The following is a 15,103-nucleotide window of genomic DNA, read 5'->3' as shown; positions in this document are numbered from 1 at the left end:
TACGCAGGCGCGACGCCGCGGTGTATAACGATACCGATGGCGCACGGGACGGAGGACGGCAGCTCGCACCAGGCAGGTGGGAGCGCGAACCGGCACTATCCCCCCTCCCAGTCGATCCAGTCGTGCTCCCAGCCGTGGCGGCGCTGCGCGACGCGTTCGGCGCGCTCGCGGTCCTCCCGGTAGGTCCGATTTCGCTCGACGGCGTCCGTCTGTTCGCCCGCGACGAGCAGCGGGGCGAACGACGTCGGTCCGAACCGTTCGATGACCCGGCCGTCCTCGACCGCGGCGAGCGCCTGATCGTGCGCGCCGAGCGGGAGGACGAGCCGCCCGTCGGCGGCGAGCTGATCGACGAGCGCGGGCGGCGGGCGGACCGCGCTCGCCTCGACGAGGATCCGATCGAACGGGGCGTACGTCGCGAGGCCGTGTGCGCCGTCGCGCCGGTCGACGAAGACGCCGCCGTAGTTGGCTCGGTCGAGGTTTCGGCGGGCGTCGAGCACGAGCCGGCGCGCGATGTCGACCGCGTTGACGTTCGATTCGCCCGCGATCTCGGCACAGACTGCGGCGGTGTAGCCGACGCCCGCACCGACCACCAGCACCCGATCGTCCGGCTCGGGGGCGAGCGCTTCGAGGAGCCGTGCGGCGGTGCTCGGCGCGAGCACGCGCGTGCCCGCGTGATCGAGCGAGCGATCGGCGTACGCGGCCGCCTCGTCCACGAACTCGTGGCGGGGGACCGCCCGCATCGCGGCGCTCACCCGCTCGCTGTCGATCACCGCCTTGCTCTCGTGTTCGAGGCCCGCGACCATGTCGTCGCGGAGCGTCGCGGCGTCCATATCCGAAATCCGCCCCCGACCGTCTTGAACTGCGCGGCAGCGTCGTCAGGGTCGGATCACGGCCGGACCAACGGCGAGGTGTGGATCGACCGCCACTCCGTCGACGGCGGTCTTCGGTCGTCGAGGAGGTGTCAACCTACGGAAGTCGCTTCCGGAGGCGTCGCCAGTTGTTCCTCGCGAGGAGCCGCGAGACGAACCGTGGGTTTCGCTGCTGGAGGCTGTGGGGGTAGTACGGCCCGAGTTCGTCGGGCTGCCACGGCTCGAACGAGTCGTCCCGGAGGTTCGCGATCCCGGCAGCGAACAGCTCGGTCTGGATGCCGTAGACCGCGTCCCAGACGTCGTCGAGGGTGGGGTTCGGGGGGAGCTCCCGTGAGAGGATCTCGACGATGCGCCCGCCGTCGATGGTCTCGGAGAGCTGCTGGAGCGTGACGCTCACCGTCGGGTCGTCGTTCAGGTACGACACCTTCGGTCCCATCCCGCGATACTCCCGGATGTCGGTCGTATGGGCGCTCAGGACACCGTGTTTCGGGGCTTCGAGGATCGGGCCCTTGAGGAGTCCAAACCCGAACCGGATCACGACGTCGCAGGTCCGGGCGATCTCGTCGGTCTCGTCGTCGGGCAGGGTGTTCCACGCCCCGCCCGCCGGGACCGGCTCGCAGTCCACGATCGTGGCGTCGGCGAGGCAGTCGACCTCCTCGACCGGCCGTGAGCGAAGCCACTCCATCTGGCTGGTCTCGTCGAACAGGAGCCAGCCGAGCTTCTCGTCGGCGTAGATGAACGCCTTCAGTCCGCTCTCGCGGACGACGTCGACGAACAGTTCGAGGTCCGTGAGCGAGACGGTCTTGCCCTGGTTCACCACGTCGGCCCCGGCCGCGAGCGACGACGACTCGTCGCGAACCGAGGCATCGACGGTGACGCGCTCGATCGTCACGCCGTCGAGCCCGGCGACGCGGTCGAGCGCGCGCTCCTCGAACCGCGTCAGCATGGGGTTCGCGAGGACACCGACTCTCATGCGCGGGAGGACTGCTGCGTGCTCGTGTTCGGTTCGGGACCGACGTAGGGGGCGAACGCCCGCTCCGCGAACGTCTCGGGAGGGACGGTGACGACGTCGCCGCTCGCCCGCGAGGTGTTGTAGGGGTTGATCACGAGACCCATCTCGGGGTCGGTCGTCATAAAGAGATAGCCGTTCGACTCGGGGACCGGATCGACGTACCCGCCGACGGCGGGCTTCCGGTCGACGGCGTAGAGCTCGTACCAGGTCTCGTAGCCCGAGTCGGCCGGGGCGGCGAGCACCCGCGCCGGTCGCTCGTGGTGGGCTTTCTGGGTCACGCCCGGCGCGGTGCTGTCGACCTCGGGCGTCGCGGTTGTCGAAATCACGAGCCAGTCGGTGTCGGCGGTCGACAGCGTCTCGGCGTAGTAGATCGGGCCGTCGGTCGTCCCGACGACGTCGGGTTCGGGCGTTTCGTCGTCGAGCCGGTCGCGCGGGAGCCGGCAGATCTCGACCCCGTCGGTGTACGAGCAGTCCTCGCCCCAGTAGATCGCGTCGGAGGTGAAGGCGAGCTGGACCGCGCGCCAGCGCTGACTCCCGCGACCCACGGGCTCGAATCCGCCATCTTCGAACACGCCGATCGCGCTCTCGGCGTCGGTGTCGCCGGTGGTCCCCCAGAGCCGGCCGGCGTACGGATCGGAGAACAGGCCGTGGAAGTGCCGGACGTCCGAGTGCTCGACGAAATCGCCCCACGTCTCCCCGTGATCGTCGCTCACCAGCACCCGCGCGGGTTCGTCGCCGAGCGGGTACTCGGCGAGATAGAGTCGGTCGTCGTGTTCACAGAGGGAGGTCGGCAGCACGCCCATCATTCCCGAGGATTCGGGGAGTTCGCGGACGAGCTCCCACGAGCGGCCACCGTCGGCCGAAACGAACAGCCACCGCGAGACCGTGGCGACCAGGCGCTCGTCGTCGAGCGGCCACAGGTTCGTGGTAGTGTACGTTCCGGTGACGGGTTCGAGCAGCCGCTTCGGCAGCCGACGGTTTCGAACGTCGAACGAGAGCCGCTCGAACCCCGCCGCGGGGTTCGGGAGCGTTCCCCGGCGACGGAACCCGCTGCGTTCGTCCCAGACACCGACGTCGAGACCCCGGGTGCAGTAGAGCGTGCCGTCGTGGATCCCACCGATCTTCATGCCGGACGAACGCCAGTCGTCGGGTTATACCTCACGGCCCCGAGAGGGGTCACGCCGATCGCATCGGGACGAACCGCACGCCGCCGTGGCGCTCGCGATCGAGACCGCCGTCGGGCCGCCGGGTCGCGCGCACGAGCGTCTGTCGCCCCCGGCCGATGGGGGCGACGATCCGGCCGCCGGGCCCCACCTGTTCGATCACCTTCTCGGGGAGTTCGGCCGCAGCACAGGTGAGGTAGGCGGCGTCGTAGGGCGCGCCATCCGGCCAGCCCTCGTGGCCGTCGCCGGCCCGCACCGCGACGTCGTATCCCAACCTGTCGAGACGTTCGCGGGCGGCCGCGGCGAGCGAGTCGTGGAACTCGACGCTGTAGACCGCGCCGCGCTCGCCGTCGGTGTCGCCGGTCGTCGCGCGGTTGGGATCGTCACCGTCGCCGGTCCCGTCGACGGCCCCGACGACCGCGGCGGTGACGGCGGCGTGATACCCACACCCGGTGCCGATTTCGAGCACACGGTCCCCATGGTCGAGTTCGAGCAGGTCGGTCATCATCGCGACCATGTGCGGCGCGCTGATGGTCTGGTCCTCGCCGATCGGGAGCGGCCGGTCGGCGTAGGCGTCGCCTCGTCGGGCGGCGGGCACGAACTCGTGGCGCGGCACGCGACGGAGTGCCTCGCGGGTCGTCTCGCGCTCGATCCGTCCCTGTTCTTGGAGGCGATCGACGAGCTGTTCGCGCCGTGCCGTGGAGTCGCTCATCTCACCAGACCGACCACGCGCCCGAGGACTCGTCGTCGGCGTAGAGCCGGTCGACGTCCTTCGCGAACGCCATGTCCTCGTCGTGGTCGAGTCGGTCGAACCCGTAGCCCGTCGCGTCCGCCCGGAGGTGGATCCCCTTCACGGTGAAGGCCTCGTCGGCGAGGTCCTCGCGCTCGCCGACCGTGAACTCGTAATCGCCCGGCACTCTGAGTTCGATGCTCCGGGTCTCGTCGTCCCCATCCGAGGGGTTGAGCGTGACGTCGACGCCGACGTTCCCGACGACGCGGGTCCAGATGGTGTCGACGTCCTCGGCGACGGCGCTCTCGGAGCGCTGGTCGTCGCCGACTTCGAGGCTGGTGATTCTGACTGTGAGAAGGGCCTCGGGCGTGTCGAGGACGAACTCCTCGCCCGCGGTGAGCGACTCGCCCGCTGGGACGTCGGTCGCCGTGGAAAACGATTCGCCGTCCTGGGAGACGATCACGTCGCACTCGACGGTGTCGGGTTCCTCGATCTTCGTCTTGTGGGTGTGGCCGCACTCGGTGCAGCGAACGGTGGTCTGGCCGCCCGGTTTCAGCACTTCGTGGACGACCGGCTCTGCGGGCGAACACGACGGACAGGCGACCGCGACGCGCTCTGTAGCTTCGCTCATGTCTACCGCTACTCCGTGGATGTGTAAAAGCGTCCGGTGTGGCGGGCCGGTCGTCGGGCCCGGTTCGGCGGCGGTCGGGGTCGAGCGGCACTCACAGCGTCCATCGGCCGGTTTCGGTTCCACACAGATCACAGAGGGTGACGCGAGCATCTCCGTCCGCCGCCGACGTGATCCGGTGTGAGGTCCGCTCGCCACAGGTCGCACACTCGCGGAGCATGGTCTGTTCGCCGTACTCGAGGGGAGCCCCGAGTGCGAGCGCGGTGACCCGCTCGTCACCTTCGTTGACACCGCGCTGGTACTCCCCGGGCGGAAACCGGACGACCTCGCCCGCTGCGACCGGAACCGACCCGGTTTCGGTTTCGAACGTCGCCGTTCCGGAGAGCACGCAGAACACCTCCTCCTGAATCTCGTGGACGTGGTAGCCGTAGGCGAAGCTGTCGCCCGGTTCGAGCTCGTAGTAGTTGATCGCGACGTCGGTCGTCCCGAGCGCCTCGGTCAGCGGCCGCATGATCGCCGCGGGCTGGATGACGGGGTCGACATCGTCGATACTGACTTTCTCCATCGGGGGAACGTGGGGGGGACGGGTACAAAACGGTGTCACGTCCCGTCAGGCGGGCCCGCCGTTTCCACAAACCGTGTCTGCCCGACGGTCCCCGGCTCAGAGCGGGTTGCGAACTCCCTCCGCGTCGACCGTCGCCGCGTAGACCGGCAGCGTCGGTAGGACGCTCTCGACGGCCCCGGTGTTGAACTCGCGAAACAGCGTCTGCATCTCCTCGATCGTGTCATCGTCGAACCCCGCGCTTCGCAGGTCTTCGGGCGCGAGGCGGGGCGTGTAGGGTGTCGACTCGACGAGCGTCGCCGTCAGCTCCGCCGTGGTTTCGCGGGCTCGATCGAACCCGTCGGACTCGAAGAACGGTCCGAGGTCGGCCCACGCGGCGTCGAGAACCGTGGGCCACTGGGCGAGACAGCGGTAGATGCTCGGTAGATCGTCGCCGAGACCGTGAAACGACTGGATCGACGAGACGGTTTCGTCGAGATCGTCGGGAACCGCGCCCGCGGCGATCATCGTCGGGGGACGACCGCGATCGGCGTCCAGCCACGCGGGGAACGGAGCCGTCGCTGCGCGCGTCGCTCCCGGGTCGGTGCCGACGGCTCCGTCGTGGAGCGCGCGATCCATCGTCTCGAAGAGGAACACGAGCCGCGGCGCGACGACGTCGAAGGTGGCCAGCTGCCCCCGAAGCGCGTCGTACTCCGCCGGGGCGACGTCGACCGTCGAGCGCCGGTAGGTCGGGATCCCGGTCGCGTCTTCGAGTTCCGTGAGGACCGCATCACGGTACGCGACCGAATACCGAGCGAACGCCCGGGTATCGAACAGCGGCTTCAGCTGTCCCCAGGCGTACCGGAGGAAGTGCGGAGCGTTCGCCATCGTCGTTCGGAAGATCCAGTTGACGATCGGCGCACGGAAGGTCCGCTTGATGTCGTCGTAGACGCCGCGCTGACGGCCCGTCGCCTCGACGTCGTAGAGCTGTCTGCTGGTGTCCACGGCGACGGTTTCGATCCGACTGGCGAAAAGCGTTCGCTCGGGCGCGATCGCCCGTGGAAGCGGCGTACGGGCTCACGTCCCGGGTCGAGACCTCCCCTGCTCGCGGCTTCGCCGCTCGCACTATCGCGGAAGTTCCACTTCCGCGCCGTCTCACGGTGCTACCGTTCGACTGACGGGAGGTCTATGACCTCCCCATCCGCATACACGGTCGGCTCGCGGAGGATCCCGTCGAGATGGAGCGGCGCTTCGACGTCGCCGCCGATGCCGTGGTCGTCGCCGATCGCGATATGCACAGTCCCAGCGGCCTTCTCGTCGAGCAAGACCGACCCCACGAGCTCCGTGACGGCGAGATTGGTCCCGATGCCGAGTTCAGCGAGGTTGTAGGCGTCGTCGCCCACCTCCTCGGCCGCGCTCTCGATCTGATCGCGGATCTCGTCGTCGGAGATATCGGTGATGGAGCCGTCCTCGACCGCGAATTCGAGGTCGCGATCGAGCAGGCCGTGGGGCATCATCGTGCCGTCGACGACGTACGTTCCGTCGGCGGATTCGGGGCTGACGAACACCTCGCCCGCGGGCAGGTTCGACATCGCGCCCGGCTCGTGGACGATCCCGGTGTCGGTGAGCCACGGTCGGTCGCCTGGCTCGAAGGTGATGTCGGTGCCCGCCGGCGAGGTCACCCGGATCTCGGTCGCGTCGGCGACCACCTCGTGGATCTCCTCGCAGCACCGCTCGATCTCGCGGTAGTCGGTGTCGAGCCCCGTCCGAAAGACGTCCTCGGTGATTCCCGGGAGAGTGGCGACCCGCGCGCCGACCTCGTTTGCTCGCGAGCGCGCCCGCGTGTGACTCAAGCTCTTCGTCGTCGGGCAGAGCACGACGTCGGCCCCCCGCATCGCGGCGGCGACGGGCGCGGGCGGTTCGGTGCCGTGCTGTTCGCCCGGCGGGTAACACGCGAGCACGCTGTCCGCGGTCAGATCGCTCGCGGCGTCGTACAGCGCCTCCCCGATCGCGCGGCGCTCGTCGTCGGTGACCACCGCACACGACTCGTTCGGTCTGAGTGCGAGACACTGGTTGACGGCGGTCTCGGCCGCCGTTTCGAGCGATGCCTCGCCCTCTCCCCCTCCTGATCCCCGACTCATGCCCGACACACGGGACCGCGCCGCGTTAGGCTTTCGGCCCACCTCGAAACGATTATTCGCCTCGCCCGAGCAGGACCAGTATGCTCACCGTCGGGGTCAACGGCTACGGCACCATCGGCAAGCGCGTCGCGGACGCGGTCCGTGCCCAGCCGGACATGGATGTCGAAGGAGTGGCGAAAACCCGCCCGAACTTCGAGGCCGAGCGCGCGGTCGCGAAGGGCTATCCGCTCTACGCCGCGATCGAGGAGCGCGCCGATCAGTTCGCGGAGGCGGGGATCGATCTCGCCGGGATGGTCGAGGAGTTGGTCGAGGCGGCGGACGTGATGGTCGACGCCACGCCGTCGGGGATCGGTGCGGAGAACAAGTCACTCTACGAAGAACACGACACGCCCGCGCTCTACCAGGGCGGCGAGGATGCGGATCTCGTGGATACGAGCTTCAACGCCCGCGCGAACTACGCCGACGCCGCCGGAGCCGATCACGTCCGCGTGGTCTCGTGTAACACCACGGGTCTCTCGCGGCTGGTCGCACCGCTCGAAGCGGAGTACGGCATCGAGAAGGTGCGCGCGACGCTCGTCCGACGCGGTGGCGATCCCGCCCAGAGCGGACGCGGCCCGATCAACGACATCCTGCCGAACCCGCGAACCCTGCCCTCCCACCACGGTCCCGACGTCAAGACGATCTTCCCCGACCTCGCGATCGATACCTTGGGGCTGAAAGTCCCGGCGACGCTGATGCACACCCACTCGATCAACGTCACGCTCGAATCCGACGCGAGCGCCGACGAAGTCCGTGACCTCCTCCACGACGAGTCCCGGCTGTTCGTGATCCCGGAGCGCCTGGACATCGACGGCGCTGGCGCGCTGAAGGAGTTCGCGCTCGACGCCGACCGACCGCGGGGCGACCTCTGGGAGAACTGCATCTGGGGCGAGTCGATCACCGTCGAGGACGACGATCTCTACCTGTTCCAGGCCATCCACCAGGAATCCGACGTCGTGCCCGAGAACGTCGACGCGATCCGCGCGGTGGCGGGCACCGCCGACGCCGCAGAGAGTGTCGCCACCACCGACGACGCGCTCGGCATGGGTTTCTGACGCGAACCCTTTTGTCCCGTCCAGTCCTCTAGCCATCTATGCGCCCGGACGACCGCGACGATCGCGATCCCTTCGGGGACATCTTCGACGAGATCGAACGGATGATGAACGACATGGTCGGCGGCGACGTCAACATCCAGACCGACACCGTCGGCAGCGATCCCCACGTCAGCGTCTACGAGGACGAGGATCGCGTGCGCGTCGTCGCGGATCTCCCCGGAGTCGATAAAGACGCCATCGATCTCACCTGCGACGGCCAGCGGCTCACGATCGACGCCGCCAGCGACCGCCGCGAGACCACCGAGCGCGTCCAGCTTCCGGTTCGCGTCGACGAACGCTCCGCGAACGCGACCTACAACAACGGGATCCTCGAAGTCGTCTTCGAGCGGACCGACGCCTCCGCGGACATCGATCTGTAAGCCGTACCTTTTTACTTCGTCGGGTGTCCTCGCGCGGCTTCGCCGCGCTGCGGGCACCACTCCTCGCAAAAATCTACGCTAAAAACACCCGCTCACTCGGCCTTCGGCCTCGTTCGCGGTACAACTGCTGATGCTCTCCGCAACCGCACAGCACCGCCGAAGCCCTCGGCGCGCGCTCCCTACGGTCGCTGCTCGCTTCGCTCGCGCGCCTCGCCCTTCATCCGCCAGGCCCGCACCGCTCCGCCGCAGCCGCACCGCCAGTCACACCTGGCCCTCAATGAGCGCTGCGAGATCGTCGTAAAAGTCGGGTTCGTACTTCGTCTCGTCGTCGATCGTCGGCCGGGCGTTGGTTTCGGAAACTACCGCCCGATCGTCGGTCACGAGCAGATCGACCCCGAGCCACGGAATCCCCAACTTCTCGGCGGTGCGCTCGGCGAGATCACGGAGATCGTCGGCGAGATCAACGCCCTCGGCCTCGGCCCCACGATGGACGTTGTGCTTCCAGCGGCCCACGGAGCGTGCAGGGTCGGGCAGCCGCCGCTCGACCGCGCCGACGTACTCGCCGTCGATGCACATCGCGCGGTAGTCCTTCGCGTCCGGGACGTACTCTTGGACGAGGAAGGACCGATCGCCGGTCGCCTGGTAGTCATGCACCAGCGCGAGGTAGTCCGCGACTCCGAGAAAGGAATCGAGATCGCCGACCTTCACGACCCCGGTCCCGCGCGTCGTGGAGTTCGGTTTCACCACCACCGGCGGATCGAACCGCTCGAAGACGGCCTCCAGTTCGGCGTCGTCGACGGGGTTCGAGACCAGCACCGTGTCGGGGACCGGGAGGCCGGCGCGAGCCAGCCGCGCGATGACGTCGGCCTTGTTCCGGGACGTGAGGATGGCCTCGCGATCGTTGACCCACGGCACGTCGAGCAGCGCGTCGGCGACCCCGCCCTCCATGATCCGCGAGGGATGGACGAACCCCACGTCGAACCCGTCGAACTCGGTGGGCGGATCGGTAAGGTGCGTCGTTCGCTCTTCGCACTGGACGTGTCGGGCGTCGATCCCGCGATCGGCCAGCGGATCGCCCATCCGCTCGAAGGTCTCCTCTCGTGTGGCGACCGCGAGGCTCAGCATGGCGGATCGACGGCGGCCGGAACGAAAAGCGTTCGAAAAGCGGACGATTCGGGGAGTGCTCAGGCGACGAGGAGTTCCTCGCCGCGCTCGACGGTGACGTCACACGGCGAGCCGATCTTGTTGTACGCGCGCCGGAGCGCTTCCTTCGCGACGTCAGCCTGGTCGACGTCACACCAGATCGTGAAGATGCGCTCGCCCGCGTCGACCCGCGCGGCGGTGCCGACGGGCTTGCCGAACGCCTGGCGCATCCCGTCGGAAACACGGTCCGCGCCCGCGCCCGTCGCCTGCTTGTTCTCCCGGAGAACGTGGTGGGGGAACTTCCGGAGGATCATCTTGTAGTTGCCCTCCCCGAGGTTCTTCAGCAGGTGGCGGTTGGCCGACAGCCGCGAGGACTCCAGCGCGCCGTGGCGGAGCTGGAGCTCCTCCTCGACCGAGAGGCTGATCTGGACGGGGTAGTCCTCCGGATCGGCCCGGATGTCGCCCATCTTGTGCTGTGCGATCTTCGAGCCGGGGATCCCGGTGATGTACTCCTTGCGGGTGTAGGGGGGCTTCGAGATCTCCCGATACATCGAGGCAGGTTTCTCGGCCATGGTCTTGCCGACCCGAGGCCGAGGGGGCGAATAAAGCCTTCGAAGCCAGCGTGTGCTGCCCGCACACGTCGGCGACGGGGCTTTGAGCACGGAGCGCCTTCTTCCATCGTGAACCAGCTCATCGACGGCGAGTGGGTGACGGACGCCTACGAATCCACGGACGACGACGGCGAGTTCGATAGACAGGAGACGAGCTTCCGGAACTGGATCGAGGCGGATCCCGACGCCGAGTTCCCGGCAGAGGCGGGACGCTATCACCTCTACGTCTCGCTGGCCTGCCCGTGGGCCCACCGGACGCTCGTGACGCGTGCGCTGCGCGGGCTCGAAGACGTGATCTCGGTCGACGTGGTCGACCCCTACCGGGACGAGGACGGCTGGCAGTTCACCCCCGAGCGCGAGGGCGCGACCCCCGACACCGTGAACGGGTTCGACTACCTCCGGGAGGCGTACGTCGCAGCCGATCCCGAGGTTACCGGCCGCGTGACGGTGCCCGTGCTCTGGGATACACAGGAAGGAACGATCGTCAACAACGAATCCGAGGAGATCGTGCGGATGCTCGACACCGCCTTCGAGGAGTTCGCGAACGACGCGACGCTCTACCCGGAAGGCAAGCGCGACGAGATCGACGAAACCATCGACGCGATCTACGAGCCGATCAACAACGGGGTCTATCGCGCGGGCTTCGCCGGCACCCAGGACGCCTACGAGAACGCCGTGTCCGAACTGTTCGACGCGCTCGATCACTGGGAGGCCGTGCTCGACGACCAGCGCTATCTCTGTGGCGATTCGCTCACCGAGGCCGACGTCTGCATGTTCACCACGCTGATCCGGTTCGACGACGTGTATCATACCCACTTCAAATGCAACGTCAGGAAGATCGCGGAGTATCCAAACCTCTGGAACTACCTGAAGGAGCTCTACCAGCTGCCCGGCGTGGCCGCAACGGTGAACATGGACCACATCACCGAGCACTACTACGAGACCCACACGGACCTGAACCCGAAACGGATCGTCGCGGTCGGACCGAACCACGACTTCGGCGCGGAACACGACCGCGAGCGGTTAGCCGGTGGGCCACCAGCCAATTTGCCTCCCGCCGTTGGATCAAACAAAGCGGACTGAAAATGACAGCCGTTTCAAAACTGTAGGCTCCCTGAACAGGTACGGGTCTCAGTTTCAGACGAACCCTTGTGGGGTTGAAGTTCGCGTATCTGATGGCAACGGGGTTGTACAAATACTGTACAACCCCCATGCCTACAGGTTTCGCGTGTGCCGGGAATCCAACCAGAGATGCCCATGCCACCGAAACTGAATTGGGGAATAGCTAATGACATTCCCCACGAGACCCGAACGATGAATCCCCCGTCTGGAGGTACCTCAGACGGGTGAAACTACTGCTCGACGTGATCGACAAGCTAAGTCGCCACCTCTGAGCGACATTCGATAGAAGTCCGCTCTCGGACTTCTTTCTGGCACTATTCCTCAGTTTCGAGTGCAAGCCGTTCGATACCGATGTCATCGAACGCTTGGTCGCTCGATAGGATCGCGTCACCCGCGAGCGCCGCGTGGAACGCGTCGAACGTGTTCAGCCCCTCGTCGATGTACTCCGATGCCTGGAACACAACGTCCACGTCGGCGTTCGTCTCGGCCAGTTCGAGGATGGCGAGGACGGCTTGGTCGCGGTCGAAGCCGTATCGCTCCTCGATGAGGAACAGTTCGACGAACGTCACGAGCGAGACTTCGAGTTCACCGCGGTGGGTTTCGAGGTATCGTTCGGCGCGCTCGGCCAACCAGTCGTCGTCCTTCAGGAGGGCGACCCAGAAGTCGACGTCAGCGTACATGCTCGTCCGTCTGGTCGTGGGCCTCGTCGAGCCCGGCGTCGCGGAGTTCGTCCATCGACGCCTGCTTGAACTCCTCGCTCGCCGCCTCGCGGAGGGTTCTCACTGGGTCCTCGGGTTGCGGGAGGAGTTTGATCCCATCTCGGAGTTCGACCAGACGATAGCGCTCGCCGAACCGTTCGCGGAGTTCCTTCGGGATCGTGATGCGCCCGCGCTCGTCGGTCGCCAGTTCATCCATTCCCATCTCAAGAGTGAGGATGGGCACAATATAATAGTTTCCCCGCCGTCTCGCCGGAGAGCTGGTCAGAAACTGGACTCCGACGACAACGCGGGTCGATCGCGATGGGGCCTTCGGGTGAACGCTTATGAGTCAGCCGTGTCGGTAACGATCATGGACGATATTTTCGCGGGCCAGCTCATGACGACTGACCTGTACACAGTCAGTCCGGACACGCTCGTCGAGGAGGTGGCGGAGACGATGCTCGACAACGAGATCGGCTCGGTCCTCGTGGTCGACGGGGACAACCAGCTCCTGGGGATCGTCACCACCACCGATTACGTCGGGATCGTCGCCGAGAGCCACCCGAAGGCCGAGACCACGGTGGAGCGATACATGAGCACGGACGTCGTGACGGCCACGCCACAGGACTCGATCCGCGACATCGCGGACGCGATGATCGAACACGGGTTCCACCACGTCCCCGTCGTGAGCGAGCCCGACGGCGTCATCGGCATGCTCACGACGAGCGATCTTGCAGGGTATATCTCGCACGTCCAGACGCCGAGTCCCTCCTAACCCGGTCGGACCACCCCTCGGAGACGGGACTCGATCCGGAGGAGCAAAGCAAGTGGCCGCACACGATCGCGTATGCCCGACCGAACCGACGACAGCGATCCGGTTGCGGAGAACGGCGTCGACAACACGCCCACGGTCGCGTGCAGTCGGTGCGACCACGAGTGGAACCTCGACTACGAACTCGACGAACTCCACGCGGGCAACGGGGCGATCGAACAGTTCGCGCTCGACCACCGCCAGCACACGGGGCACTTTCCCGACGACGTCACGCCGTGGCTCGCGGAGTGTCGTCGGTGTCCGGGCCACGAGGCGTTTCTGACTGAACGGCCCGCGCGGCGATGGGCCGAAACCCACGCACGTCACACCCGTCATCGTGTTTCCCTCCAGCACGCTTCGATCGACGAGACGACCACCATCGAACCGACGTCCCAGTAGCGACGGCAGCGATCGCCGCGAACCATCGCCATGCCGGCTTCGTCTCGACACCGCCCCCGAGCGTTCGTCCGGTCGGCAAGCCATGATCCATTCAGAGTCTAAACGACCCGCACAAACCAGTGTGGCGTGGTAGCACGAATCACTAATATTCTGCCCTATGTAACGATAAATAGATAGTCGCAACGACAGAAAGAAGGGTATATATTCCCCCATCGAGTAGGGTCTCCGTTCGTAGTGGTCCGCCTTTCAAATCCTATCAGAGTCGTCGTACTGTATATCGGACTCGCCCTCGTGCGTGCCGATCTCATCGAATCCGAGCGGGCACGCCGGACGACCGATCTCGCGTGGCCGCGCATTCTCACGGGTATCGCCCGGATGTCGAAGAACGCGGTCGACATCGCGATGGTCGGCGTCGCGGTCGGCTCGGTCGGCATCGCCGGCGTGGGCTTCGCGAGTCCCTTCTGGGGGCTCGCGTTCGCGGCCGGCGGCGGGATCGCCGCCGGAACGATCGCGCTGGTCTCCCAGCGCTACGGAGCCAAGCGCCTCGGCGCGGTCGACCAGGCCGTGCGATCGAGCACCGCCGTCGTGGTCGCGCTCACGCTGCCGCTCGTCGCGGTCTTCTGGCTCTTTGCACCGGATCTCGTCGCTCTCCTGAGCAACGACGCCGAGGCGGTCGCGCTCGGCGCGACCTACCTCCAAATCGTGGCGTTCGGGATCCCCTTTGCGGCGCTCAACCTCGTCGGCAGTCGGATATTCATCGGCGTCAACGACGCCCAGATACCGATGGTCCTCCGCTCCGGCGGCGCGGTCGCGAACGCCGTCATCAACGCCGTCCTGATCTTCGGCCTCGATCTCGGGGTCGCCGGCGCGGCGCTCGGCACCGTGCTCTCGAACGCGCTCGTGACCGGGATCTTCGCGGTGGGGCTCGTCACGGGTCGCCTCCCCGGTCTCGGCGAGCTCCCGGTCCAGATCGACCCGCGAGGCAGCTACCTCGCCGACATCCGCGAGCTCGTCGACATCGGGGCCCCCGTGATCGGCCGGAACCTCGTCTGGACGGTCGCGGAGTTCCCGATGCTCGCGATCGTCGCGCTGTTCGGGCCGGGGGTCGTGGCGGCGTACGTGATCGCGCGCCGGATCTGGGGGCTGATGAACACGCCCGGCTGGGGCTTCGGCCTCGCCTCCTCCAGCCTCGTCGGCCAGGAACTCGGCAACGGTCACGAGGAGACCGCGGAAGCCTACGGTCGGGAGATCGTCCGCTTCGCGGTCGCGGTCTACCTCGTCTCGGCCGCGATCGTCTTCGTGCTCGCCGAACCGATCGTCGCGGCCTTCGCGGGCGGCGGTTCCGAAACCGTGATCTCGGTCGCGGTGTCGCTGGTGTCGGCGGCCTGTGTCGCGATCGTCCTCCAGGGCGTTTCGGGAGCCGCCGCCGGCCCGCTCGACGCGAGCGGCGACACCGGCTGGCCGTTCTACAGCCAGGCGCTCGGGATCTTCGGCGTCGCCATCCCGCTCGCCTACCTCGGCGCGACGACCTCGCTCGGCCTCTACGGGCTGTACCTCGCCTTCCTCGCCGAGACGACGGTCCCGGCGGTGCTCAACTACTACCGCTTCGCCACCGACAAGTGGAAGCAGGTCAGCCGGCAGCATCGACCCGACGCCCCGGCCTGACGCTTCCACCGTGACTTCGACGGCGCGACGAAACGTGCCGCGAGAGCAACCAGAGCA

Annotated in this window: 18 protein-coding genes; 6 read left to right on the top strand and 12 right to left on the bottom strand. The window is 67.2% G+C overall.

Annotated elements, in window-relative coordinates; all coding sequences use genetic code 11:
• Positions 1–95: 95 nt before the first annotated feature.
• The 8 genes from TX76_RS07670 to TX76_RS07635 form a co-directional block, all read right to left on the bottom strand.
• Entirely contained in the window at positions 96–830 is a 735-nt protein-coding gene (locus TX76_RS07670; protein WP_049901204.1) for a protein-L-isoaspartate O-methyltransferase family protein, read from the bottom strand.
• Between the two features lie 136 nt (positions 831–966).
• Entirely contained in the window at positions 967–1,842 is an 876-nt protein-coding gene (locus TX76_RS07665; protein WP_049901203.1) for a methionyl-tRNA formyltransferase-like protein, read from the bottom strand.
• Positions 1,839–3,008 carry a beta propeller repeat protein gene (locus TX76_RS07660; RefSeq protein WP_049901201.1) on the bottom strand — a complete coding sequence of 390 codons (1,170 nt, stop codon included), beginning with the start codon at positions 3,006–3,008 and terminating at the stop codon, positions 1,839–1,841. Before TX76_RS07660 ends, TX76_RS07665 begins: the two co-directional genes overlap by 4 nt.
• 49 nt (positions 3,009–3,057) lie before the next feature.
• A complete protein-coding gene (locus TX76_RS07655; RefSeq protein WP_049901199.1) occupies positions 3,058–3,756 on the bottom strand; it encodes a protein-L-isoaspartate(D-aspartate) O-methyltransferase in 699 nt (232 codons plus the stop codon).
• A 1-nt stretch (position 3,757) separates the two neighbouring features.
• The gene (locus TX76_RS07650) at positions 3,758–4,405 is read right to left on the bottom strand and encodes an HVO_0476 family zinc finger protein (protein WP_049901197.1); all 648 of its coding nucleotides are present in this window, start codon (positions 4,403–4,405) and stop codon (positions 3,758–3,760) included.
• Between the two features lie 91 nt (positions 4,406–4,496).
• A complete protein-coding gene (locus TX76_RS07645; protein ID WP_049901196.1) occupies positions 4,497–4,967 on the bottom strand; it encodes a cupin domain-containing protein in 471 nt (156 codons plus the stop codon).
• 96 nt (positions 4,968–5,063) lie between these two features.
• Entirely contained in the window at positions 5,064–5,948 is an 885-nt protein-coding gene (locus TX76_RS07640; RefSeq protein WP_049901194.1) for a halocarboxylic acid dehydrogenase DehI family protein, read from the bottom strand.
• 158 nt (positions 5,949–6,106) lie between these two features.
• On the bottom strand, positions 6,107–7,084 hold the full coding sequence (locus tag TX76_RS07635) for an aminopeptidase (protein WP_049901192.1): 978 nt from the start codon (positions 7,082–7,084) through the stop codon (positions 6,107–6,109).
• 80 nt (positions 7,085–7,164) lie between these two features.
• On the opposite strand from TX76_RS07635, the gene TX76_RS07630 reads away from it, so the two are divergent.
• Together TX76_RS07630 and TX76_RS07625 are read left to right on the top strand one after the other, a co-directional pair.
• The gene (locus TX76_RS07630; protein ID WP_049901190.1) at positions 7,165–8,178 is read left to right on the top strand and encodes a type II glyceraldehyde-3-phosphate dehydrogenase; all 1,014 of its coding nucleotides are present in this window, start codon (positions 7,165–7,167) and stop codon (positions 8,176–8,178) included.
• Positions 8,179–8,216: 38 nt separating this feature from the next.
• Positions 8,217–8,597, top strand: a complete 381-nt coding sequence (locus TX76_RS07625; RefSeq protein WP_049901187.1) for an Hsp20/alpha crystallin family protein — start codon at positions 8,217–8,219, stop codon at positions 8,595–8,597.
• Between the two features lie 261 nt (positions 8,598–8,858).
• Here TX76_RS07625 and TX76_RS07620 read toward each other — a convergent pair whose 3' ends face one another.
• Positions 8,859–9,722 carry an ATP-grasp domain-containing protein gene (locus tag TX76_RS07620; RefSeq protein WP_049901185.1) on the bottom strand — a complete coding sequence of 288 codons (864 nt, stop codon included), beginning with the start codon at positions 9,720–9,722 and terminating at the stop codon, positions 8,859–8,861.
• Between the two features lie 59 nt (positions 9,723–9,781).
• Complete coding sequence (locus tag TX76_RS07615; protein WP_049901183.1) at positions 9,782–10,312, bottom strand: 50S ribosomal protein L16; 531 nt, start codon at positions 10,310–10,312, stop codon at positions 9,782–9,784.
• A 108-nt stretch (positions 10,313–10,420) separates the two neighbouring features.
• Here TX76_RS07615 and TX76_RS07610 point away from each other — a divergent pair, with 108 nt between their 5' ends.
• The gene (locus TX76_RS07610; protein ID WP_049901181.1) at positions 10,421–11,434 is read left to right on the top strand and encodes a glutathione S-transferase family protein; all 1,014 of its coding nucleotides are present in this window, start codon (positions 10,421–10,423) and stop codon (positions 11,432–11,434) included.
• A 353-nt stretch (positions 11,435–11,787) separates the two neighbouring features.
• On the opposite strand, the gene TX76_RS07605 is transcribed toward TX76_RS07610, so the two are convergent.
• Both TX76_RS07605 and TX76_RS07600 read right to left on the bottom strand, forming a co-directional pair.
• On the bottom strand, positions 11,788–12,153 hold the full coding sequence (locus tag TX76_RS07605; RefSeq protein WP_049901179.1) for a type II toxin-antitoxin system VapC family toxin: 366 nt from the start codon (positions 12,151–12,153) through the stop codon (positions 11,788–11,790).
• On the bottom strand, positions 12,143–12,394 hold the full coding sequence (locus TX76_RS07600) for an AbrB/MazE/SpoVT family DNA-binding domain-containing protein (RefSeq protein WP_079890777.1): 252 nt from the start codon (positions 12,392–12,394) through the stop codon (positions 12,143–12,145). Before TX76_RS07600 ends, TX76_RS07605 begins: the two co-directional genes overlap by 11 nt.
• A 147-nt stretch (positions 12,395–12,541) precedes the next feature.
• On the opposite strand from TX76_RS07600, the gene TX76_RS07595 reads away from it, so the two are divergent.
• The 3 genes from TX76_RS07595 (at position 12,542) to TX76_RS07585 (ending at position 15,046) form a co-directional block, all read left to right on the top strand.
• Positions 12,542–12,946: a CBS domain-containing protein gene (locus TX76_RS07595; protein ID WP_049901178.1), complete on the top strand. Its 405-nt coding sequence runs from the start codon at positions 12,542–12,544 to the stop codon at positions 12,944–12,946.
• A 72-nt stretch (positions 12,947–13,018) separates the two neighbouring features.
• Positions 13,019–13,381, top strand: coding sequence for a hypothetical protein (locus tag TX76_RS07590; protein ID WP_049901176.1), 363 nt, complete (start codon positions 13,019–13,021; stop codon positions 13,379–13,381).
• A 291-nt stretch (positions 13,382–13,672) separates the two neighbouring features.
• Entirely contained in the window at positions 13,673–15,046 is a 1,374-nt protein-coding gene (locus TX76_RS07585; RefSeq protein WP_079890776.1) for an MATE family efflux transporter, read from the top strand.
• Positions 15,047–15,103 lie beyond the last annotated feature (57 nt).

The sequence above is a fragment of the Halococcus agarilyticus genome (assembly GCF_000334895.1).
Taxonomy (GTDB): Archaea; Halobacteriota; Halobacteria; order Halobacteriales; family Halococcaceae; genus Halococcus; species Halococcus agarilyticus.
The sequence above is the reverse complement of the archived record's forward strand: the minus strand, read 5'-3'. Positions and strand labels throughout refer to the sequence as shown.

What these genes read in the sequence shown, in the direction of transcription:
- TX76_RS07670 (WP_049901204.1), bottom strand. Translation starts at nt 830, where the DNA reads ATGGACGCCGCGACGCTCCGCGACGACATGGTCGCGGGCCTCGAACAC.
- TX76_RS07665 (WP_049901203.1), bottom strand. Translation starts at nt 1,842, where the DNA reads ATGAGAGTCGGTGTCCTCGCGAACCCCATGCTGACGCGGTTCGAGGAG.
- TX76_RS07660 (WP_049901201.1), bottom strand. Translation starts at nt 3,008, where the DNA reads ATGAAGATCGGTGGGATCCACGACGGCACGCTCTACTGCACCCGGGGT.
- TX76_RS07655 (WP_049901199.1), bottom strand. Translation starts at nt 3,756, where the DNA reads ATGAGCGACTCCACGGCACGGCGCGAACAGCTCGTCGATCGCCTCCAA.
- TX76_RS07650 (WP_049901197.1), bottom strand. Translation starts at nt 4,405, where the DNA reads ATGAGCGAAGCTACAGAGCGCGTCGCGGTCGCCTGTCCGTCGTGTTCG.
- TX76_RS07645 (WP_049901196.1), bottom strand. Translation starts at nt 4,967, where the DNA reads ATGGAGAAAGTCAGTATCGACGATGTCGACCCCGTCATCCAGCCCGCG.
- TX76_RS07635 (WP_049901192.1), bottom strand. Translation starts at nt 7,084, where the DNA reads ATGAGTCGGGGATCAGGAGGGGGAGAGGGCGAGGCATCGCTCGAAACG.
- TX76_RS07630 (WP_049901190.1), top strand. Translation starts at nt 7,165, where the DNA reads ATGCTCACCGTCGGGGTCAACGGCTACGGCACCATCGGCAAGCGCGTC.
- TX76_RS07625 (WP_049901187.1), top strand. Translation starts at nt 8,217, where the DNA reads ATGCGCCCGGACGACCGCGACGATCGCGATCCCTTCGGGGACATCTTC.
- TX76_RS07620 (WP_049901185.1), bottom strand. Translation starts at nt 9,722, where the DNA reads ATGCTGAGCCTCGCGGTCGCCACACGAGAGGAGACCTTCGAGCGGATG.
- TX76_RS07615 (WP_049901183.1), bottom strand. Translation starts at nt 10,312, where the DNA reads ATGGCCGAGAAACCTGCCTCGATGTATCGGGAGATCTCGAAGCCCCCC.
- TX76_RS07605 (WP_049901179.1), bottom strand. Translation starts at nt 12,153, where the DNA reads ATGTACGCTGACGTCGACTTCTGGGTCGCCCTCCTGAAGGACGACGAC.
- TX76_RS07600 (WP_079890777.1), bottom strand. Translation starts at nt 12,394, where the DNA reads ATGGGAATGGATGAACTGGCGACCGACGAGCGCGGGCGCATCACGATC.
- TX76_RS07595 (WP_049901178.1), top strand. Translation starts at nt 12,542, where the DNA reads ATGGACGATATTTTCGCGGGCCAGCTCATGACGACTGACCTGTACACA.
- TX76_RS07590 (WP_049901176.1), top strand. Translation starts at nt 13,019, where the DNA reads ATGCCCGACCGAACCGACGACAGCGATCCGGTTGCGGAGAACGGCGTC.